Consider the following 23005-nt stretch of genomic DNA (forward strand, 5'->3'; position numbering starts at 1 on the left):
CTATTTCTGCCTTAAGAATAATAACCAGGAGTAACACTATGAGTTTTAATTTGAAAGCGCTACCTTTAGCAATTTCAGTCGCAATGCTACCAGCACTTGCAGTGGCCAATGACGCTACCGATGAAAAATTAGCCAAACTTGAACAACAAGTTAAATCATTACAAGCAAATCAAACTGCCAATTTGACCGAACGCTTCAAATTCAACGGATTTATGACGGGCGCTTTCATCACTTCCGATAACAACGCAGGTTATGCCGGAGCAACCACTTCAGCCAACTTCAATGAAGGCAGCAAATTTGGTTTACAAGGTACGTTTGCAATTACAGATCAAACCCAAGCGGTTATGCAGTTAATGATGCGTGGAGAAAATGACTGGGATGTCGAGGCTGAATGGGCATATATTTCGCACCGTTTCGACAATGGCATTCAAGCTCGAGCTGGTAAATCACGCTTGCCGTTATTTATGTACTCAGATTACCTTGATATTGGTTATGCCCAGCCATTTGTACGTCCACCATCAGATGTATACGACCCAGTGCCATTTACCTCCTATACAGGTGGAGATGTTAGCTACGATGTTGAATTTGATGATTCAACAATGACCATTCAAGCTTTTGGTGGACAATCTGAAGCTGCTGGCGTTGACATGAAAAATATTTTAGGTGTCAATGTTACTTGGACTGATGAAACTTGGACTCTACGAGGCTTATACGGTGAAGCAATTTTAGACGGTGATGTTAAGCGTCAAATTACACAAGAACTAATGCCAAATACCGAGATCGATGTCACTGTTACGCTACTAGAAATAGATCGAGAAAAAGGCACTTTCGCGGGCGTTGGCGCTAGTTACGATAATGGATCTTTCTTAGCCATTACAGAGTTAACACGCATCGAAGTGGATGGCGCTTATCCTGATTCTGATTCAGGTTACTTAACCTTGGGTTACCGTATCAATGACTTCACACCTTATGTAACAGCTTCTTTCTTCGAAACTAAAGATAACGATAGCAGAACTATTATTGATGAGGCTTCAGCAATTCAAGCCGCTATTTTTAATGGCCAAAGAAAGTCATACAGTGCAGGCCTACGTTGGGATGCACTTGATAATTTAGCCATAAAATTCGACGTCACATACTCTAATGATTTTGGCGAAACATCTGGTGGATTAGAGACTAACATAGCAAAAGAATTTGATGATACTACCGTGTATACCGTTCAATTTGACGCAGTATTTTAATTAGGAGTGATGAAATGAAAAAATTATTATCTATTTTAGCGCTCAGTGTGAGCTGTGTGTTTTCTGTTAATGCTGCCGTAGTAGTGATCGGTAATCCAGCCGCTGCTGATATAAGCAAGTCTGATGCTAAAAAAGCCTTTTTAGGCAAAGGTTCTTCATTTGTCGTTTATGAACTGGAAGAAGGTAATCCTGTGCGTTCTGAATTTCATAGCACTGTTACAGGTAAATCTGATGCCCAACTTAAAGCCTTTTGGTCAAAGCAGGTATTTACAGGTAAAGGGACTCCACCGGCCACTGTAGGTGACGCATCAGGCATGAAAGCGGCTGTGGCTGCTGACGCTAATGCTATCGGATATATTGACGAAGCCGATGTCGATGCCAGCGTAAAAGTAATTTTAAAGCCATAAGCTCATCATAAAGCGCTGAATTAATATACTAAATTAGCGCTACAACAACATAGCTAACAATTCTCAAAGGACCTAACACACGCTAGGTCCTTTTTTGTATCCTTTTGTTACAAAAGTAATGCAAAGGTAAACGAAAGTATGATCGAAATTTGTTAATCTAGCCGCAAATCATAAACAAATAACAATGATGATTTGTAACTCTTTAACGGTTTATACATCGGCATAGGGTTATTTAGACAACCATTTCAAAGCAAACAGGGAAATAATTATGAAGGGACTAACCCTCACACCAGTTTTTTCTGCCATCGCGTTAACTTTAGCGCTAAGTGCATGTTCAGATAATAACGTTGAAAGCGTCCAAACGTCTCAAGCACCCAATGCGGTTGCTACGGCTAGCACCAGCCAAGACGTGAGTAATCCATTTTTTAAACCCTATGATACCTTTATGGAAATCCCAGATTTCGATAACATCAAAAATGAGCATTTCTTACCGGCATTTGAAGCGGGTATTGCTGAGCGCAAAGCAGAAATCAATGCCATTGCCAATAATTCTGATGCTGCGACTTTCGCTAACACCATTGAAGCGATGGAGTTTTCTGGTGCGCTGCTCACTAAAGTATCGGGCGTTTTTTATAATTTAACCGGTGCCCACACAAACCCAGAGATACAAGCAATTTCAAAACAAGTCTCACCTATGTTGTCATCTGCTAGTGATGACATTTATTTAAATGATAAATTATTTCAGCGGGTAAAAGCAGTTTACAACCAAGCTGACACATATCAACTTAATACCGCTCAAACAAAGCTTTTAGAAGATACCTACAAACGCTTTACTCGCGGCGGAGCAAACCTATCAGCTGAAGACAAGAGCACTTTGCGTGCCCTTAATGAACAGATTGGTAAACTAAACTTAGAGTTTGGTGACAACTTACTGGCTGAAACCAATGCCTTTGAGTTAGTTATCGATAACAAAGCTGATTTAGCCGGGCTTCCTCAAGACGTAATCGACACTGCGGCAGCAACAGCTACAAAACGTGGCCATGAAGGCAAGTGGGTGTTTACCACGCAGCGTCCTTCAATTACACCATTTTTAACCTATGCTGAAAATCGCGATTTAAGAGAAGCGCTTTTCAAAGGTTATATTGAGCGTGCCAATAATAATAATGCCAATGATAACAAAGCAGGTTTAGCGAAAATTGCGGCACTTCGCGCACAAAAAGCTAACTTAATGGGCTATAAAACTCATGCTCATTTTGTATTAGAAGAACGCACAGCTAAAAGCCCAGAAAATGTTTACGCCTTACTAGATAAAGTATGGCCTGCAGCGCTCGCACAAGCTAATGCTGAAGTTGCTGATATGCAGGCACTTATCGACTCGCAAGGTGGTGACTTTACTTTACAAGCTTGGGATTGGTGGTATTACTCAGATCAAATCCGCGTTGCAAAATACGACTTTAATGAACAACAAACTCGGCCTTACTTTTCGCTAGAATCAACATTAGAAGGGGTATTTTATACCGCTAATCGCTTATTCGGCATCACAATGAAAGAGCGCACCGACTTACCTAAGTACCACCCAGATGTCAGAACCTGGGAAGTCTATGACAAAGATGGTTCATTAATGGCTATTTTCATGGGTGACTATTACGTACGTGATACTAAGCGAGGCGGCGCATGGATGAATGCCTACCGCTCGCAATACAATATGAATGGCGTTGAATCAAAGCCTATTATTGTCAATGTACTTAACTACCCTCGCCCAACGGGTGATGAGCCTTCACTGCTAACATTTGATGAAGCTAGCACCCTATTCCACGAGTTTGGACATGCGCTACATGGTATGCTATCAAAGGTTGAATATGCTTCTCAATCAGGTACTTCAGTACCGCGAGATTATGTCGAGTTCCCTTCACAAGTGATGGAAAACTGGATGACGCAACCTGAAGTGTTAGCGCAGTTTGCAAAACATTATAAAACCGGCGAAGTGATCCCCACTGAACTTGTTAAGAAAATTCAAGCTGCCAGTAAATTCAACCAAGGGTTTGCTACCGTTGAATATATGGCAGCCACTAAGCTTGATTTAGACTGGCATACATTAACGGACACCAAACTAAGAGATGCCGCCGAATTTGAAGCTGAATCACTTGCCAATATGGGCTTAATTAAAGAAATTGCCCCACGATATCGCAGCAGTTACTTCTCGCATATTTTTGCCGGTGGTTATTCTGCAGGTTATTACAGCTATCTTTGGTCTGATATTTTAGGCGCCGATGCTTTTGAAGCATTTAAAGAAAATGGTATTTTTGACCCAGCAACAGCCCAAGCTTTTAGAGACAATATCTTGTCTCAAGGTGGCAGCGCCGACCCAATGCAGCTTTACCGTCAGTTCCGTGGTAAAGATGCTGGCATTGAACCATTACTAAGAAGTCGTGGCTTATTAGAAGACAAGTAAGTTTAAGCTTGTCGAGCTGTGGGCTTTCGAGCCATAAGCTTGCTGAATGAATATAATAAGTAACAGAGAATAAAAATGTAAAAGGCAATACATATTCAGCCTAATACTTTCTCGGTAGTTTATTTAAACAGCTTTTAAATTTAATCAAAACACCGCTATTTAGCGGTGTTTTTTTCTAATCGCCTTTATTAAGCCACAAAAAATTTATTAAGCATGCTAATGAGATGTGTTTAAACGGGGCTTTAAAATACTAAACATTAGTGAATACGTAAGTAATAAAGTACAAAATACCAGCAAAACAACAGTGAATCCCACTACTGATAAACTTATAAACGTCACAAAAACCTACAAAAAAAACCAAAACAAAACAAATCACTTTATTTAACTCATTACCCCTCAAATCACAACACTGTAACTTACTTTATGTATAATCCAATACGATTGATTCACAGAGTTACTCTATGAATTAACACAACATATTGGAGCAACAAAAAAATCAAGCTCCGGGGTCAGAAAAAAGAGAGATAAACTATGTTAAACAAAAAGTTATTAGCAGTTGTTATCGCTGGTGCATTAGGAATTACTGCTTGCAGTTCGTCTGATGACAATAAGAAAGATCCAGAAGTAAAACCTGTTGAAGTTAATCTGCGCATTCTAGAAACATCAGATCTCCATGCAAACATCATGGATTATGATTATTACAAAACCAAATATGATCCAACCATTGGTTTAGCCCGAACCGCCAGTTTAATAAAACGTCATGGTGCAGATGTTGATAATTTTGTCTTAGTTGATAACGGCGATTTACTCCAAGGTAGTCCTATGGGCGATTACGTTGCGAATAACTTCAAACAAGATAATACCATTGGTGGTACTCACCCAGCTTACAAGGCAATGAACACCTTAGGTTATTCTGTCGGTAATATAGGTAACCATGAATTTAATTATGGTTTAGATTTCTTATATGAATCTATCTCGGGTGCCAATTTCCCTTACATCAACGCTAACGTATTATGCGAAGCTGATTGTTGGGAAGGTAAAGAAAAAGGCGATAATCTTTTCAAACCATACTTAATCGAAGAAAAAACAGTCCTAGATAGTAATGGCGATCAGCAAGTCGTTAAAATCGGTTACATCGGTTTCGTGCCGCCTCAAATTCTTTTATGGGACAAACAAAACCTAACAGGTAAAGTCACTGTTATGGGTATTGTAGAAGCCGCAGAAAAATTTGTGCCAATGATGAAAGCTGATGGTGCAGACATTATTGTTGCGATTCCTCATTCTGGTGTGGGATCTTCAACTAACCCAACAGATATCAATGATGAAAATGCCACATGGGCATTATCAAAGGTTGAAGGTATTGATGCGATTACATTTGGTCATAGCCATTCAGTATTCCCATCAAGTACTTTTGACGGTCTAGAAAACGCTGATATTGAAAAAGGCACTATAAACGGTGTTGCTGCTGTTATGCCTGGTCGCTGGGGTGACAACTTAGGTATTGTTGATTTCAAACTTGAAATGCAAGATGGCAGCTGGGCTGTCGTTGACAGCACGGCTAAGGCAATGCCGATTTACGACAAATCTGCTGATACACCTGAATTAGTTGATGCTGACCGTGGCATTCGTGATGCCGTTGCTATGGAGCATCAAGGTACAAAAGATTATGTTGACCAACCTATCGGTGTCGCTGCTGCTGACATGTATAGTTTCTTAACATTAGTTCAAGATGATCCCTCTGTACAAATTGTCTCAGATGCTCAAATTGCTAAAGTTAAAGCTAACTTAACTGACGAATTAAAAGCTATTCCTGTACTATCAGCTTCTGCTCCATTTAAAGCAGGTGGACGCCATAGCACTACCGCTGATGCAGAGTCTTATGTGCAAGTACCAGCAGGTGATTTGACCTATAAAAATGCTGCTGATTTATACTTGTATCCGAATACTATGGTTGCGGTTAAGGTGACCGGTGCGCAAGTTAAAGATTGGTTGGAATGCAGTGCTAACCAGTTTAATCAAATTGATACTAGCTCTACTGAGCCGCAGTATCTAATCAACTGGGATACACACCGTACTTATAACTTTGACGTTATTGATGGTGTAACTTATAAAGTTGATGTTACTCAACCGAACAAATTTGATGGTGATTGTGCTGTTGTTAATGCAGACGCTAGCCGTATTGTTGATTTAACTTTCACTGATGGTGACACCGTCTTTACTGGTGCAGATTTAGATGCAAAAGAGTTTATCATCGCATCAAATAACTACCGTGCATTTGGTGGTAAATTTGCCGGTACGGGTTCTGATTACGTGGTAATGGAACTACCTGATTCGAACCGTGAAGCCCTAGCTCAGTACATCACTGATGAAACTGAAGCCAATGGTTTAGTTGATCCAAGTGCTGATAATAACTGGGATTTCGTGACCATTAATTCGGCAACAAAGTTAGATATTCGCTTTGAAACCCAAAACAGTGAACTTGCTGATAAATTTATCAGCGGCTATCAAGTGCGACCTATGACAAAGCGCACTGATATCACAGATGAATTTGGTTTTGCGATTTATAATATTGACCTGCAATCCGCTGTTAAAGCTAAATAATCAACCTTTAACATCAAAAAAGGCGCCGCGGCGCCTTTTTAGTTAATCTTAAAACAAGTCTAATCATCAAGTTCAAACATTAATCCCATTTTAGCAATTTGTGCCAATGGCACCTTATGTTGATTACGTTTAGCGCATAATTTTTGATGTTCAACACTGTTAGGCTCACCAGTCACCACTACTCTTACTTGATAACCCAAGGCCTTCGCTGCGGCTTCATAAGCCATATATTCCCAACGGCATACATTGGTATTGTCACAAATAACGTAAGGCTCGTTATGAGCCATCGCATTAATAAATGCGCTTAAATTAGCCTGGTGATACTGGGCGAGTTTTTTTGGATTAAAGCGGTATTCGCCATTACGAACAAAATAACTGTCAGTAGAGAAGTAACCATATTGCCGTATGTGTATGGCGTTATCTACGCCTAACTGTTCAATGAATTCATTAACCCAAGTTGATTTACCACTACCCGGTAAACCGCGCATGATTATCGCAACTTTATCCCTACTCAAGCACTCATTTCCTTTGTCGCGACTTCACTGCCAAGGGTTTTACCGGCTAAAATTGACTCTACTAACGCAGGCACAACATCACCAGCTTTACCGGTAAAATGATATTGAAATTGGCTATGGCGATCTGCCGCTAACAGATTAACTTCTACTGTTTGTGCACCATGATGATTAGCGCTGTCGACAAAGCCCGCTGCGGGATAAACCGTCCCAGAAGTCCCAATAGCGATAAATAAATCACAGTTATCCAGCGCATCATGAATTCTATCCATACCAAATGGCATTTCACCAAACCAGACAATATGCGGCCTTAATCGTTTGGCAGGAATACAGCAGGTACAGCAATTGTCTTCACCAAAAGGTTCTCTAAGGACAAACGTTTGCAATGACTGTGGGCAGCGTCCTTTGGATAATTCTCCATGCATATGTAATAAACGTTTTGAACCTGCCCGCTCGTGTAAATCATCTACATTTTGAGTGATAACCAGTAGCTTGCCAGGAAACTCAGCTTCTAATTTTGCTAATGCTGCATGAGCGGCATTAGGATGAACCTCACCGCTATGGAGGTTTTCCCAACGGCTATTATAAAAACGTTCAACTAAATTGATATCGCGGGCATAACCTTCAGGGGTGGCCACATCTTCAATATGATGTTGCTCCCACAAACCGTCTTCATCGCGAAATGTTTTTATCCCCGATTCAGCGGAAATACCTGCGCCAGTTAAGACCACAATCTGCTGATACATGTGAATTCCTTGTTTTGATTATAATTATCATTACTGGGTACAAAGCTTGATAACCCTATTTAACATTATAGTGATATAAAAGCCGTTAATGCTCAATAATCCCTTAGTATAAGTAAGTTTATTAGGTGAATTTTAACCTATTGGTCAATATTGTATGGCTCATTGGCCAAAATCACTGCTTATATGACGATTAACTCATTTGAAAGGTTCCAGTTTCTGATTGCAACACATATAATGATCTTAATTATCCACGGAGGAACCGATAAGGTTCTGTAATCAAGAGATTAGCGATGACAGATGGAAATCAAGCACTCAAGAAAGCAGGTTTAAAGATAACACTGCCACGAGTTAAAATTCTAGAATTAATGCAAGCCCCTGAAAACCAACATATCAGTGCAGAAGATCTGTACAAAAAATTACTCGATATTGGTGAGGAAATTGGCTTAGCTACTGTTTATCGCGTATTAAACCAATTTGATGATGCGGGTATCCTTAATCGTCACCATTTTGAAAGTGGCAAAGCGGTTTTTGAAATGTCGACCCAAAAGCATCATGATCATCTTGTTTGCTTAACCTGCGATAAAGTAATTGAATTCTCTGATGAGGTCATTGAACGTCGTCAAGACGAAATAGCAATGCGTCATAATATTAAGCTAACTCATCACAGCTTATATTTATACGGTCACTGCACCAATGACAGCTGTGATCACGCTGACGAATAATTATCGCCAAGCCTGATAAATAGTCATTAAAAAACCAGCATACTTGCTGGTTTTTTTGTTTTTACACTCGCCATAAGTTATGCCTTTATAAAGCCATTTGATACACATGTACTTTCGAGCCGAGATATTCGCTTTCTTCATGTATGCTCATACCGAGCTTTTTCGCTATCGCTTCTGAACCTGTATTGCCATGTAAAATAAGGGCTATGACTAAATCAATATCGAACTGTGGCTTTAGTGTATCAACTACCGCTTGCGCTGCCTCATTGCCTATGCCCTTGCCCCAATATTCTGGTAAATAGCGATAACCTATTTCTACTTTATCGTATTCAGGAAGATATTTAGGCCCACAAAAGCCAATGACTTTATTATCTTCCTTATGATGCACCGCCCAACGACCAAAACCATGCTTTTGATAATCAGCTTGAATAATTGAGGTAAAAATCTCTTTTGCTTCAGCTATGCTAGTAAGTGGCTCTTGGGGGATATAAGTTAATATTTCTGGAATGCTATTCATTAAAAATAATGCTTCGGCATCATCTTCAACAAAAGGTCGCAAGATAAGCCTTGGGGTTTCAGTAATAATAGCTGTGGGTTTTATGACGTTGCTCATGATTATCCTTAATCATTTAAATATTAATAGACAGTTAAACACAGAATAACACGCTGTAAAATATGAAATTATGGTTTTTAAAGAAATTATTGCAGGATAAAGCCTAGCGACAAAAAGCATAAAAACAAAAAAGGCGCCGAATGGCGCCTTTTAATTAACTCACTAGAATTTACCAGCCAGTTTTAGTACGCAGTGCTTTACCGATGTCAGCTAAAGAGCGAACTGTGCTTACGCCAGCAGCTTCTAATGCAGCAAACTTATCTTCAGCAGTACCTTTACCACCAGCGATAATTGCGCCAGCATGACCCATACGCTTACCTTCTGGTGCAGTAACACCAGCAATGTAAGATACAACAGGCTTAGTTACATTTGCTTTGATGAATTCAGCAGCTTCTTCTTCAGCAGTACCACCAATTTCACCAATCATTACGATTGCTTCAGTTTGTGGATCGTTTTGGAACATTTCCAATACGTCGATGAAGTTAGTACCTGGAATTGGGTCACCACCAATACCTACACAAGTAGATTGGCCAAAACCTTCGTCAGTAGTTTGTTTAACAGCTTCGTACGTTAATGTACCAGAGCGTGAAACAATACCGACTTTACCAGGCTTGTGGATGTGACCAGGCATGATACCAATCTTACACTCACCAGGAGTGATAACACCTGGACAGTTAGGACCAATCATACGCACGCCAGTTTCTTCAAGTTTAACTTTAACTTGAAGCATGTCTAGAGTTGGAATACCTTCAGTAATGCATACGATTAGCTCAATGCCACCGTCGATTGCTTCAAGGATTGCATCTTTACAAAAAGGTGCTGGTACATAGATAACAGTCGCAGTTGCACCCGTTTCAGCTACAGCATCTTTAACAGTATTAAATACAGGAAGACCTAGGTGAACTTGACCACCTTTTCCTGGAGATACACCGCCAACCATTTTTGTACCGTAAGCAATTGCTTGCTCAGAGTGGAAAGTACCTTGGCCACCAGTGAAACCTTGACAGATAACTTTAGTATCTTTGTTAATTAATACGGACATTATTTGCCCTCCGCAGCAGCAACAACTTTCTCAGCAGCATCTGTTAATGACGCAGCTGCGATAATATCAAGACCAGAACCTGCAAGCACTTCACGGCCTAATTCAGCGTTAGTACCTTCAAGACGGACAACAACAGGAACTTCTACACCGACTTCTTTTACAGCGCCGATAATACCTTCTGCAATCATGTCACAACGTACGATGCCACCAAAGATGTTAACTAAAACAGCTTTAACGTTTGAGTCAGAAAGAATGATTTTAAATGCTTCTGCTACACGTTCTTTAGTTGCTCCGCCGCCAACGTCTAAGAAGTTAGCTGGCTTGCCGCCATGTAGGTTTACGATGTCCATAGTACCCATTGCTAGGCCTGCACCGTTAACCATACAACCCACGTTTCCGTCTAATGCAACGTAGTTAAGTTCAAACTTAGCTGCGTGTGCTTCACGAGCATCATCTTGTGATGGATCGTGCATGTCACGGATTTTAGGTTGACGGAATAAAGCATTTCCATCGATACCAATCTTGCCATCAAGACAATGGATATTACCTTCGTCAGTGATCACAAGCGGGTTGATTTCTAATAAAGCGAAATCATGGTCTTCGAACATTTTTGCAAGACCCATAAACACTTTAGTGAACTGCTTCATTTGAGTTGGGTTTAAACCTAACTTAAAGCCAAGATCACGTGCTTGGTATGGTTGAGGACCTGTTAAAGGATCGATAATTGCTTTGTGAATTAACTCTGGGGTTTCTTCAGCCACAGTTTCAATTTCAACGCCACCTTCAGTTGATGCCATAAACACAACGCGACGAGTCGCACGGTCAACAACAGCACCTAGGTAAAGTTCATTTGCAATATCAGTACAGCTTTCTACTAAAATTTTAGCAACAGGCTGGCCTTTTTCATCAGTTTGGTAAGTCACTAAGTTCTTACCTAACCATTTTTCAGCAAATGCTCTGATTTCTTCTTTATCGCCAGTGACTTTAACGCCACCTGCTTTACCACGGCCGCCAGCGTGTACTTGACACTTAACAACCCACATATCGCCGCCAATGTGACCAGCAGCTTCTACCGCTTCTTGGGCTGTATCGCAAGCGAAGCCTTCTGAAACTGGTAAACCATATTCGGCAAATAAGGATTTTGCCTGATATTCATGCAAATTCATGATGATCTATCCATATACTTCTTTATAAAATCCTACTGGCTCTAACGAGCCAGCTACGAGGGTATTGTCTAGTTGACTCTTAGAGGTCAAGCAATAGACGAGTTGGATCTTCAAGGAAGTCTTTAATAGCGACCAAGAAACCAACCGACTCACGGCCATCAACAATTCGATGATCGTAAGATAATGCTAGGTACATCATAGGTTGAATAACAACCTCACCATTCACAGCCATTGGGCGATCTTTAATAGCATGCATGCCTAAAATCGCGCTTTGTGGAAGGTTTAAAATTGGCGTCGACATTAGCGAGCCAAATACGCCGCCATTAGTCACGGTGAAGTTACCACCGGTCATATCAGCAACAGATAACTTGCCATCACGGCCTTTGATTGCTAATTCACGCACATTTTTTTCAATTTCAGCAAGGCTCATGGTATCGGTATCACGTAATACTGGGGTAACCAGACCACGTGGCGTTGATACCGCAATGCTGACATCAAAGTAGTTGTGATAAACCAGTTCATCACCGTCGATAGACGCGTTAACTTCAGGGAAACGTTTTAATGCTTCAGTCACAGCTTTTACGTAGAAAGACATGAAACCTAAACGAATACCATGACGTTTTTCAAATACTTCTTGGTATTGCTTACGAATATCCATGATTGGCTGCATGTTAACTTCGTTAAACGTTGTTAGCATTGCCGTAGAGTTTTTAGCCTCTAATAAACGATTAGCAATAGTCTTACGTAAACGCGTCATAGGAACACGTTTTTGAGTACGACCTTCAAGTGGTGCAATTGGCGCAGGCGCTGCAGCAGGTTTAGCCGCAGGTGCTGACTTCACAAATGCTTCAACATCTTCTTTAGTCACACGTCCACCAACACCAGTGCCTTTTACTTTGCTTGCATCAAGGTTATGCTCAGCAATGAGACGGCGTACAGATGGGCTTAATGCATCATTTGACTCATCTGTAGATTCAGCTACTGGTGATGCAGCTTCTGCTTCTGCTTTAGTCACTTCTTGGCCTGAAACTGCACCAGCAACGAAGTTTGCAATCACTTGCTCACCAAGAACAGTGTCACCTTCTTGGAATAATAATTCGCTAATAGAACCATCTTCTGGCGCAACAACTTCTAGTACAACTTTATCAGTTTCGATATCAACTAGATTTTGGTCACGAGAAACCTGTTCGCCAGGTTGCACATGCCATGTCGCGATTGTTGCATCTGCAACTGATTCTGGCAGAACGGGTACCTTAATTTCGATACTCATGGAAAGCTTTCCTTTTATAATTTTCTATTACGACAGTTTTAATGCGCTATTAACTAATGCTTCTTGTTGGCGTGCATGCAGAGCAGGATAACCACAAGCTGGTGCAGCAGATGCCTCACGGCCAGCGTAGGTTAGTTCAGCTCCGGCAGGGATAGCTGCCCAGAAATGATGTTGGCTACAATACCAAGCACCTTGGTTCTGAGGTTCTTCCTGACACCAAACAAAATCTTTAACGTGCTGATAGTCAGCAAGTGCGGCTTGCATTTCTTCTTGCGGGAACGGATAAAGCTGCTCCACACGGACAATAGCAACGTTAGTAATTTCTTGTTTACGACGCTTGTCGAGTAATTCGAAATACACCTTACCACTACAGAAGACAACGCGATCAACCTTGCTCGCGTCTAATGCATCAAGCTCACCAATCACACTTTGGAAACTTCCTTCAGCGAGCTCTTCAAGTGTAGAAACCGCTAATGGATGACGTAGTAATGATTTAGGCGACATCACCACCAGTGGACGACGCATAGGACGTACAACTTGACGGCGTAGCATGTGATAAACCTGTGCAGGTGTAGAAGGAACACACACTTGCATATTGTGGTTTGCACAAAGCTGTAAGAAACGCTCAAGACGAGCAGATGAATGCTCTGGGCCTTGGCCTTCATAACCATGGGGAAGTAGCATCGTTAGACCACATAATCGGCCCCACTTTTGCTCACCTGAAGATAAGAACTGATCGATAACCACTTGAGCACAATTAACAAAGTCACCAAACTGCGCTTCCCAGATGGTTAATCCGCCCGGCTCTGCTGTGGCATAACCGTACTCAAATGCCAGTACCGAGGCTTCTGATAATACTGAGTCAGTAATATCAATCTCGCCCTGTTCATCAGCGACATTACGAAGCGGCAAATAAGTCGTACCATCATTTTGATTATGTAAAACTGCATGACGATGGAAGAAAGTACCACGACCAGAATCCTGACCGGTAATACGAACGCGTTTTTTATCTTCCAAAATGGTGGCGTAAGCTAAGGTTTCAGCAAAGCCCCAATCAACCGGTTTTTCACCGTTTGCCATCGATACACGGTCTTTATAAATCTTAGCGACCCGTGATTGCAATTTGTGGCTTTCAGGAATATCTACCATCTTTTGCGCAAGACCAATCAGCTTGTCAAAGTTCATTGCACCTTGATAGCTTTCATCCCACTCACGATTAAGATACGGCGACCAGTCAACAGTGTGTAACGTCATTGGACGCCACTCTTTCACTACACAATCACCTGCATCTAATGCATCACGGTAGTTATTGACAAGGCCAGTAACGTCATCAGCAGAGATACTATCTTCTTGAATTAATCGATCAGCATAAATCTTACGCGGCGTAGGATGCTTCTTAATTTTTGCGTACATTAGCGGCTGCGTTGCACTTGGCTCATCAGCTTCGTTATGACCATGGCGGCGATAACACACTAAATCAATCACCACATCACGCTTAAATTCGTTACGGTAATCCACCGCTAACTGCGAAATAAAGGCAACAGCTTCAGGATCATCTGCATTGACATGGAAAATAGGCGCTTGGACCATTTTGGCAATATCAGTACAGTATTCCGTTGAACGCACATCGGCAGTATTAGAGGTAGTGAAACCCACTTGGTTATTAATAACGATACGAATACTACCGCCAACTTTAAAACCACGGGTCTGAGACATGTTAAATGTCTCTTGCACAATACCTTGTCCAGTAATTGCCGAGTCACCATGAATGGTAATTGGCATAACTTGTAAACCATCGCTACAACCACGTCTGTCTTGACGCGCTCGTACTGAACCAATAACCACAGGGTTAACGATTTCTAAATGTGATGGGTTAAAGGCCAGTGCTAAATGAACGTTTCCGCCTGGCGTTTCGAAATCAGATGAAAAGCCTTGGTGATACTTAACGTCACCAGAACCTTGGATTTCATCATGCTTACCGGCAAATTCATCAAATAATTCAGCAGGACGCTTACCCAGTACGTTAACAAGGACGTTTAAGCGACCACGGTGAGCCATACCGACGACAATTTCTTTGGTACCTGCTTCACCTGCGCGATATAAAATCTCACGCATCATTGGCACTAACGCATCACCACCTTCAAGCGAGAAACGTTTTGCGCCTGGAAATTTTGCGCCAAGGTATTTTTCCATACCTTCAGCAGCATTTAGGCCTTCTAGAATGCGTTTCTTAGTGGTGTTATCGTAATTTGCTTTACCCAAAGACGGTTCAAGACGTTGCTGAATCCAACGCTTTTCATCGGTATCGGTAATATGCATGTATTCAGCACCAATAGAACCACAATAGGTACTTTTTAATGCATGAACTATGTCGGCTAATTTAAGGGTATCACTACCGTATGCAAATGAACCGGTATTGAACTCACGTTGCATATCTTCGGCATCTAAACCATGAAATGATGGGTCTAATTCAGATACTGGCTCACGGTGCCATAAACCTAACGGATCAAGGTTAGCATTTTGGTGACCACGAAAACGGTGAGCGTTAATTAACTGGAGGACTTTTACTTGTTTAGCATCTAACTCTGGGTCAGTAACACGGCTAGCGCCTTTGGCACGACCTTCTAATGCTAAACTGCGGAAATAATCACGTACTTTAGAGTGTGCAGTTTCAGGTAGATCTTGAGAAGTACCATTTACCGCAGGGAGATTATCAAAAACGACTTGCCAATCAGCGGTAACTGAACTTGGATCTTCTTGATAGGCTTCATACATCTCTTCTACGTAGGTCGAATTTGAGCCACTTAAATGTGACGATTCGAGCCAAGCTTTCATGATGCCTTGGTGCATTACTTTTCCTTCCAAACTTGATACACGTGCTTCGCCAATTTCATAATTGCGATACCTGGTTGCACCACAATCGAATCGTATTAACTCTTTCGTTTAACGCTGTTTATCAACTACGGATAATAGCGATATAACTATATAATTTAAACAGTTAATTACAAAGGTCTTCTAACACACACAAAAGAGTCATCCCCATAGTTGAAGATGACTCCCCAATAGAGCTATATAACAATAAATCCCAGCTCTATGTTGCGCATTTACACTGCTCGCTTCAGTAACATTGACTTAATGTGGCCAATGGCTTTAGTTGGGTTTAGTCCTTTAGGACACACATCAACACAATTCATAATACCGTGACAACGGAACACACTGTAAGCATCGTCTAAACCATCTAAACGCTCTTCAGTTGCCGTATCGCGGCTATCAATTAAGAAGCGATATGCATGCAGTAAACCACTTGGTCCGATAAATTTATCAGGGTTCCACCAGAAAGATGGACAAGCAGTAGAACAACAAGCACACATGATACATTCATATAATCCGTCTAAATGAGCACGCTCTTCAGGTGATTGTAAATGTTCACGAGCCGGTGTTTTCTCATCATTGATAAGAAACGGTTTAATTTTTTCGTACTGAGTGTAGAACTGAGTCAGGTCGACAATTAAATCGCGCACAACTGGCATGCCAGGAAGTGGGCGAATTTCAATTTTCTTACCTTTAAAAGTAGAAACAGGCGTAATACACGCAAGGCCGTTTTTACCATTCATGTTCATACCATCACTACCACATACACCCTCACGACATGAGCGTCTAAATGATAATGCAGGATCTAACTCTTTCAGCTTCATCAGTGCATCTAGTACCATCATATCGGTACCTTCTTCCACATCTAAACTGTAATCCTGCATATATGGTTTAGTGTCTACATCAGGATTGTAGCGATAAACTGCAAATTCCAATTTCATCGGGGCTTCTCCTAGTAGGTACGCTTGATAGGCGGGAATGCCGCACGAAGCTTAGGCTCCATGTTGACTTCACGCTTAGTCATTTCTTCTGTGACGGGGTCAAAGACGCTATGACATAACCAATTATCATCATCACGGTCTAAGAAATCCTCACGAGAATGCGCACCACGACTTTCTGTACGGAAGTTCGCAGCATAAGCTGTCGCAATTGCTGTCGCCATCAAGTTATCAAGCTCTAAACATTCAATACGTTGAGTATTAAATTCTGAAGAGTTATCAGATAACTTAGCATTCGCTAAACGATCGCGAATTGCTTTAAGCTCTTTAAGGCCTTCAGCCATTGCATCACCACTTCTAAATACAGAGAAGTTAAGTTGCATACATAACTGTAAGTCTTTACGAATAACAGCAGGATCTTCACCGTCTTTATTGCTTTCCCAGCGATTAAGACGCTCAAGTGATGCTGAAATTTGCTCTTCAGATGGCGCTTTTGGATCCGCAGTCGCATCGAGTGCTTTACCTAAATGCTGACCAGCAGCACGTCCAAATACCACTAAATCCAGTAATGAGTTACCACCAAGGCGGTTTGCACCGTGTACTGATACACAAGCAATTTCACCTACAGCGAATAAACCCACGATATCTTGTTCAGTGCCATCAGCATTTTGACGAACAACTTGACCACTCACTTTAGCGGGTAGACCACCCATCATGTAATGACATGTTGGCAATACAGGAATTGGGCCATCTGCTGGATCAATATGCGCAAAAGTACGAGAAAGTTCACAAACACCAGGAAGACGAGCTTCTAATGTTTCTTTACCTAAGTGATCAAGCTTAAGTAAACAATGCGGCCCTAATGGACCATCTAATCCACGGCCTTCACGAATTTCTGTCATCATCGAGCGAGCAACAACATCACGTGATGCTAAATCTTTTGCATTTGGTGCATAACGTTCCATGAAACGCTCGCCATCTTTATTTAAAAGATAACCACCTTCACCACGACAACCTTCAGTTACAAGCACACCTGCGCCAGCAATACCCGTTGGGTGGAACTGCCACATTTCCATGTCTTGCATTTGAACGCCAGCGCGCATTGCCATACCAACACCGTCACCAGTATTAATATGTGCATTGGTGGTTGAAGCATAAATACGCCCTGCACCACCGGTTGCTAAAATGGTTGCCTTCGCTTTGAAGTAAACAATCTCGCCAGTTTCAATTTCAATAGCCGTACAACCAACTATTGCACCGTCATCGTTTTTCACTAAATCGAGTGCATACCACTCAGAAAATACTTCAGTTTTGTGTTTAACATTTTGCTGATAAAGACAATGAAGTAATGCATGACCTGTACGGTCAGCTGCAGCTGCAGTACGTGCCGCTTGCTCGCCACCAAAGTTTTTTGATTGGCCACCAAACGGACGCTGGTAAATAGTACCGTTTTCAAAACGTGAGAATGGCAAACCCATTTGCTCAAGTTCAATAACCGCCTCTGGACCTGTCTTACACATGAACTCGATTGCTTCTTGGTCACCGATAAAATCAGAACCTTTCACGGTATCGTACATGTGCTGTTCCCAGTGATCTTCATGAGCATTACCCAACGCAACGGTAATACCACCTTGCGCAGATACTGTATGAGAACGGGTTGGGAAAACTTTAGATAAAAGCGCACAGCTCTTACCTTCTTTAGAAATTTGTAATGCCGCTCGCATGCCAGCGCCACCAGCGCCAATCACTACTGCGTCAAATTCGCGAACTGGAATACTCACTTATACACCCCACACAATTAATATGCCTGCAGCTAGATAACAAAAAGCTGCTACGACAAAAACGAACTGAAGTAATCCACGCACTGATACGTTTTTAACGTAATCAGTTAACACTTGCCAAATACCAATCCATGAATGGATAAGTACAGCAACAAGCGCTAATAAAGTGAATACTTTCATTGGTAAGGTACTGAATAACCCCTGCCAAATTTCGTATGTCAATGGAGCGCTACACGCAATAAAACCCACCATAAAAATGGTATAACAGGCTAAAATTACGGCACTAGCACGAATTAAAATAAAATCATGAACACCACTGCGTCCAAGGCTTGCTGCATTTGTTACCATACCCAAATCCCCACGATGATAGAAAACGCCGCTGATAACACAAAGGCGATTTTTGCTGACGCTAAGCCAGAGGCAAGCTCTTCCCAACGACCGGTATCCATAATCAGATGACGTACGCCAACGATTAAGTGATAACCCAACGCGGTTAGAATTCCCCAAATAACAAACTTAACTAGCAGGTTATCAAAAAGAGATTGTAAGCCAGCGAAACTCTCAGGCGATGCTAAAGATTCATTTAGCATCCAAATAAGAATACCGACAGCAAACAGCATGATAACACCGGAAATACGGTGAAGAATTGACGCAATCGCTGTTGCAGGAAAGCGAATGGTCTGTAGGTCTATATGGACAGGTCTTTGCTTTTTCACGTTCTGCTCACTCAGCTCCATTGAGCATTATTTTTATTATTCATCTTGCTTTGCTTCTATTTGTTACACCAAACTACAAATGTAAACAAAATGTTGAAACTTAACAGACTACTATCAAACACTTAACCATTTGAGAATTCACTAATTTAGACAACGTAAAAATGTTTTCAAAAATGTGATGTTTGTCGCCCTTCAGGACGCAGGCAAGTATACTCAAGGCAATTGTCAAATACAAACATCACACTATGTAAAATTTGTTTTTTGATGGTTTTTTTGCAAAAAAACCATTGCTAACAAGGCGTCTAGCAAGCTTTATACCATGGTCTAATAAATTTAAACGCTTATTTAAATTGAAATGTGACACTAATTCACTGTAAAGTAATGTCCGCTTAACATGCCGCACTCACAGAAAAGAATGAAGTAAGGAGAACGGGGTATGGCTGACAATATAGCCAAATTAGAGTTACCGGGGACAGATTCGATCGAATTACCTATCAAGCAGGGAACTGCTGGGTTTGATGTAATCGATATCAGTAAACTTGGAAAGACAGGTCATTTCACCTTCGATCCAGGTTTTTTAGCGACCGCATCTTGCGAGTCTGCAATTACATACATTGATGGCGAAAAAGGTGTACTTACACACCGTGGCTATCCAATTTATGAACTAGCTACTGAATCTAACTATTTAGACGTTTGTTACTTACTGCTTTATGGTGAATTACCAAGCAAAACTCAATACGAAGAGTTTGTGGCTATGGTTAAGAATCACACCATGGTGAACGAGCAATTAGCTTCGTTTTTCAGAGGTTTCCGTCGTGATGCACATCCAATGGCTATGCTATGTGGTGTTACGGGTGCATTATCTGCGTTTTACCAAGATTCTCTTGATGTCAATGATGAAAAACATCGTGAAATTGCGGCTTTCCGCCTTGTTTCTAAGATGCCAACCATTGCAGCAATGTGCTACAAGTATTCAATCGGTCAACCTTTTGTTTACCCACGCAACGACCTAAGTTATGCAGGTAATTTCCTTAGCATGATGTTCGCTGTTCCGTGTGAACAATACCAAGTCAATCCAGTTGTTGAAAAAGCAATGGACAGAATCTTTGTATTACACGCTGATCATGAACAAAACGCTTCTACCTCTACGGTTCGTTTAGCGGGTTCATCTGGTGCTAACCCATTTGCATGTATCGCAGCGGGTATTGCTTCACTATGGGGTCCTGCTCATGGTGGTGCTAACGAAGCTTGTCTAAATATGCTTGAAGAAATTGGCAGTGTTGATCGCATCCCTGAGTTTATTGCTCGTGCGAAAGACAAAGCTGATCCATTCCGCTTAATGGGCTTTGGTCATCGCGTTTACAAAAACTTCGACCCTCGCGCTAAAGTGATGCGTGAAACATGTCATGAAGTGTTAGCTGAGCTAAATGTGAACGATCCTTTGCTAGATGTAGCGATGGAACTTGAACGCATTGCTTTAGAAGACGATTATTTCGTATCTAAAAAGCTTTATCCAAATGTTGATTTCTACTCAGGGATCATCATGAAAGCAATCGGTATCCCTACTAGTATGTTTACAGTGTTATTTGCACTTTCTCGTACTGTTGGTTGGATTGCACATTGGAAAGAAATGCTTGACCAACCAGGTCACAAAATCAGTCGTCCACGTCAGTTATACACTGGCTCAGACGAGCGTGACTTTGTCAGCATAGATAAACGATAACTTAATCGTTTGTGAAAAAAGCGCCTATTTAGGCGCTTTTTTAATGCCTAGAGAAGCTGTTTTGTTAGCGTTGACAGCCTCGCTCAATGAACACAAAAATCCCTTGCTGCGAACTTTGGTTACCATAGCAGCCAAGTATGAATAAAACTGCCAAACACATTTATCCCCGTTTAAAGCTCATTCACCATAGATTGGTCATAAGCCACATTATCTAGGTCCGCTTCATTATTTACTAAATCCTAATAACCGCCACAGGTTAATTTTAGTCGAAATTAAAGGGTCGCCGGCACTTTAGCGCTTGGTTTTGTATTACAAATTAGAATTAAATAAGCTTTAAAATATGTCAAAAGTACGCCATAAATCGGCCTAATTAACCCAATTACATTTGTGTTTATAGAAGGAGTTGCATCAGATTTGTGCTAGGCAATACAACTGCCTATTAGAAATATTGCCGATTTTAATTCATTTGAAGTTAAAGATTAAGCTAGAAAAATACTGTAAATCATCCAAAAACATTCATAAAATAGTCATTTTCATTCACGTTAGGCCCTAATAAACAATAAATTGAGTAAAAATATCAATTAAATCTGATATAAAAAGCTGCTTTTTAAATTATATCGCTATAAAGAAAATCTTTTTGTTCTAAAAAATGGCCATTAGAGATATTAAAACTTACAATTTGGTTTCCTTTTTACCCAGAATTTGGTCTTCTTTATACGCTTTTACACCTTGAAATATTTTCACGTTCATTTTATTTGTATTATTAATAATTTTCTTGTTAAAGCCAAATTAATTCAATGGCCATTTACCCACAATCCTAATCAACAAAAATCAGAACCCTTAACTCAAATCTTAGTAAGCAATTTCACCATTTGTTGAGCATTCCCACTACCCCTTGTTAACATTTAAGTTCCTAAAATACCGCCACCCAATTAAGGCACTGAAAAATAACAATAATTTATTTTGGCACATTACGTGCTTTGTAAACATAAATTCAACATTTGTTACATGTTATAACGTGACGTTTGCATGCTTTGGTTTCAGACTCTGTGGCATGTCACGTCACTTATAACACTTAGTTAATTGGCAGGTATCCCATGGAAAGGTTCAACAACATTAAAAAATTCACCTCATCCGTTTTTTGTATTACGGCATTTTCAATCATGCTTAGTGGCTGTAATGGTGAACAAGAAACAGCTGCAGAAGAAGAAAAATACGCGGTACCTGTTGAGGTATCACAAGTGACTCAAGGAAATGTGTCTTCATTTTATAGCACCACCGCGACGCTAGAAGCGCCCGAGGAAGCCCATGTTGTCACCCGAATTGCAGGCTTAATTACTTCAATAAACGTTGAAGAAGGCGATAGAGTTACAAAGGGCCAAGCACTGGCGACCATTGATGCCAAACGCCAACAATTTGATTATCAGCGTGCGCTTGCTGAAGTTCAGATTATTGAGCAAGAATTAAACCGCTTAAAACAGATGAAAAACAAAGAATTTGTAAGTCAAGATGTGATGGCAAAGCTGGAGTTTAACTTACAAGCCGCAATGGCTCAGCGAGATCTCGCAGAACTATACGTGATTGAAAGCCGCATTGTTTCACCTATCGATGGCATTGTCGCCACCAGGCATGTGAAAAAAGGCAATATGGCCAAAGAGTTTGAAGAGTTGTTTTATATTGTCAATCAAGATGAACTACACGGAATTGTACATTTACCAGAGCAACAACTTAATAGCTTACGTTTAGGACAAGAAGCGCGCATTAGTAATCAATACGCTAATAACAAGGGCTCAACAGAACAAGATATTATCGCTAATGTATTACGAATTAGCCCAATTGTTGATGCCCAAAGCGGTACATTCAAAGTAACTATCGCCATCAACAATAAAGACGCAACATTAAAAGCCGGCATGTTCACGCGTGTTGAGCTTAAATATGATACCCACAATGATGTTGTTACTGTGCCTTTTAACGCCATTATTAACCAAGATGACACCCAAGCACTGTATGTCATTAAAGATAACACCGCTAACCGTCGTGAAGTGATTCTCGGTTATCGCGAAAATGATAAAGTTGAAATTCTATCTGGTGTGCAATCTGGTGAACAAATCGTCATTCGTGGTCAGCAAAACCTTAAAGACCTGTCGTTAGTTGAAATCATCAGTCCGCTTTCTTACGCCAAAAACAGCCTAGCCAGCAAATAGACA

The 23005-nt window shown here is 41.0% G+C and carries 18 protein-coding genes; 7 read left to right on the forward strand and 11 right to left on the reverse strand.

All coding sequences use genetic code 11. The features are described 5' to 3' along the window. Nucleotides 1–38: 38 nt before the first annotated feature. From BCU57_RS08835 to BCU57_RS08850, 4 genes are all read left to right on the forward strand, one after another. Nucleotides 39–1238 (forward strand): outer membrane protein, encoded by a 1200-nt coding sequence (locus BCU57_RS08835; protein ID WP_102438291.1) that lies wholly within the window; start codon nt 39–41, stop codon nt 1236–1238. 14 nt (nt 1239–1252) lie between these two features. Continuing rightward, complete coding sequence (locus BCU57_RS08840) at nt 1253–1645, forward strand: phosphate ABC transporter substrate-binding protein (RefSeq protein WP_076537472.1); 393 nt, start codon at nt 1253–1255, stop codon at nt 1643–1645. A gap of 268 nt (nt 1646–1913) precedes the next feature. Next, entirely contained in the window at nt 1914–4097 is a 2184-nt protein-coding gene (locus BCU57_RS08845) for a M3 family metallopeptidase (protein WP_102438293.1), read from the forward strand. 531 nt (nt 4098–4628) lie between these two features. Next, a complete protein-coding gene (locus BCU57_RS08850) occupies nt 4629–6698 on the forward strand; it encodes a bifunctional 2',3'-cyclic-nucleotide 2'-phosphodiesterase/3'-nucleotidase (protein ID WP_102438295.1) in 2070 nt (689 codons plus the stop codon). 59 nt (nt 6699–6757) lie between these two features. Here the strand turns inward: BCU57_RS08850 and BCU57_RS08855 are convergent, their stop codons facing one another. After that, a complete protein-coding gene (locus BCU57_RS08855) occupies nt 6758–7186 on the reverse strand; it encodes an AAA family ATPase (RefSeq protein ID WP_102438341.1) in 429 nt (142 codons plus the stop codon). 23 nt (nt 7187–7209) lie between these two features. Continuing rightward, complete coding sequence (cobB, locus tag BCU57_RS08860) at nt 7210–7956, reverse strand: Sir2 family NAD+-dependent deacetylase (protein ID WP_102438297.1); 747 nt, start codon at nt 7954–7956, stop codon at nt 7210–7212. 290 nt (nt 7957–8246) lie between these two features. Here cobB and fur point away from each other — a divergent pair, with 290 nt between their 5' ends. Next, on the forward strand, nt 8247–8678 hold the full coding sequence (fur, locus tag BCU57_RS08865) for a ferric iron uptake transcriptional regulator (protein WP_076537462.1): 432 nt from the start codon (nt 8247–8249) through the stop codon (nt 8676–8678). 85 nt (nt 8679–8763) lie between these two features. On the opposite strand, the gene BCU57_RS08870 is transcribed toward fur, so the two are convergent. The 9 genes from BCU57_RS08870 to sdhC all read right to left on the reverse strand — a co-directional run bounded on the left by BCU57_RS08870 (nt 8764) and on the right by sdhC (nt 19096). Next, nucleotides 8764–9264 carry a GNAT family N-acetyltransferase gene (locus tag BCU57_RS08870; RefSeq protein ID WP_198589929.1) on the reverse strand — a complete coding sequence of 167 codons (501 nt, stop codon included), beginning with the start codon at nt 9262–9264 and terminating at the stop codon, nt 8764–8766. Between the two features lie 196 nt (nt 9265–9460). Then, entirely contained in the window at nt 9461–10333 is an 873-nt protein-coding gene (gene sucD / locus BCU57_RS08875; RefSeq protein ID WP_102438301.1) for a succinate--CoA ligase subunit alpha, read from the reverse strand. After that, a complete protein-coding gene (gene sucC / locus BCU57_RS08880) occupies nt 10333–11499 on the reverse strand; it encodes an ADP-forming succinate--CoA ligase subunit beta (protein WP_076537457.1) in 1167 nt (388 codons plus the stop codon). Before sucC ends, sucD begins: the two co-directional genes overlap by 1 nt. Before the next feature lie 79 nt (nt 11500–11578). After that, nucleotides 11579–12769, reverse strand: a complete 1191-nt coding sequence (odhB, locus tag BCU57_RS08885; protein WP_102438303.1) for a 2-oxoglutarate dehydrogenase complex dihydrolipoyllysine-residue succinyltransferase — start codon at nt 12767–12769, stop codon at nt 11579–11581. Nucleotides 12770–12796: 27 nt separating this feature from the next. Next, nucleotides 12797–15619 carry a 2-oxoglutarate dehydrogenase E1 component gene (sucA, locus tag BCU57_RS08890; RefSeq protein WP_102438305.1) on the reverse strand — a complete coding sequence of 941 codons (2823 nt, stop codon included), beginning with the start codon at nt 15617–15619 and terminating at the stop codon, nt 12797–12799. Between the two features lie 254 nt (nt 15620–15873). Then, nucleotides 15874–16581 (reverse strand): succinate dehydrogenase iron-sulfur subunit, encoded by a 708-nt coding sequence (locus BCU57_RS08895; protein ID WP_076537448.1) that lies wholly within the window; start codon nt 16579–16581, stop codon nt 15874–15876. A gap of 11 nt (nt 16582–16592) precedes the next feature. Then, the gene (gene sdhA, locus BCU57_RS08900) at nt 16593–18359 is read right to left on the reverse strand and encodes a succinate dehydrogenase flavoprotein subunit (protein WP_076537446.1); all 1767 of its coding nucleotides are present in this window, start codon (nt 18357–18359) and stop codon (nt 16593–16595) included. After that, entirely contained in the window at nt 18360–18707 is a 348-nt protein-coding gene (gene sdhD, locus BCU57_RS08905; protein WP_076537444.1) for a succinate dehydrogenase, hydrophobic membrane anchor protein, read from the reverse strand. Then, nucleotides 18701–19096: a succinate dehydrogenase, cytochrome b556 subunit gene (gene sdhC / locus BCU57_RS08910; RefSeq protein ID WP_102438307.1), complete on the reverse strand. Its 396-nt coding sequence runs from the start codon at nt 19094–19096 to the stop codon at nt 18701–18703. The genes sdhD and sdhC overlap by 7 nt, the downstream gene beginning before the upstream one ends. A gap of 415 nt (nt 19097–19511) precedes the next feature. Between sdhC and BCU57_RS08915 the strand changes: the two genes are divergently transcribed. After that, on the forward strand, nt 19512–20798 hold the full coding sequence (locus BCU57_RS08915; protein ID WP_102438309.1) for a citrate synthase: 1287 nt from the start codon (nt 19512–19514) through the stop codon (nt 20796–20798). A gap of 1115 nt (nt 20799–21913) precedes the next feature. Then, nucleotides 21914–23002, forward strand: coding sequence for an efflux RND transporter periplasmic adaptor subunit (locus BCU57_RS08920; RefSeq protein ID WP_372000921.1), 1089 nt, complete (start codon nt 21914–21916; stop codon nt 23000–23002). Nucleotides 23003–23005: the final 3 nt, after the last annotated feature.

The sequence above is a fragment of the Shewanella sp. 10N.286.48.B5 genome, assembly GCF_002874355.2.
In the GTDB taxonomy this organism is placed as follows: Bacteria; Pseudomonadota; Gammaproteobacteria; order Enterobacterales; family Shewanellaceae; genus Shewanella.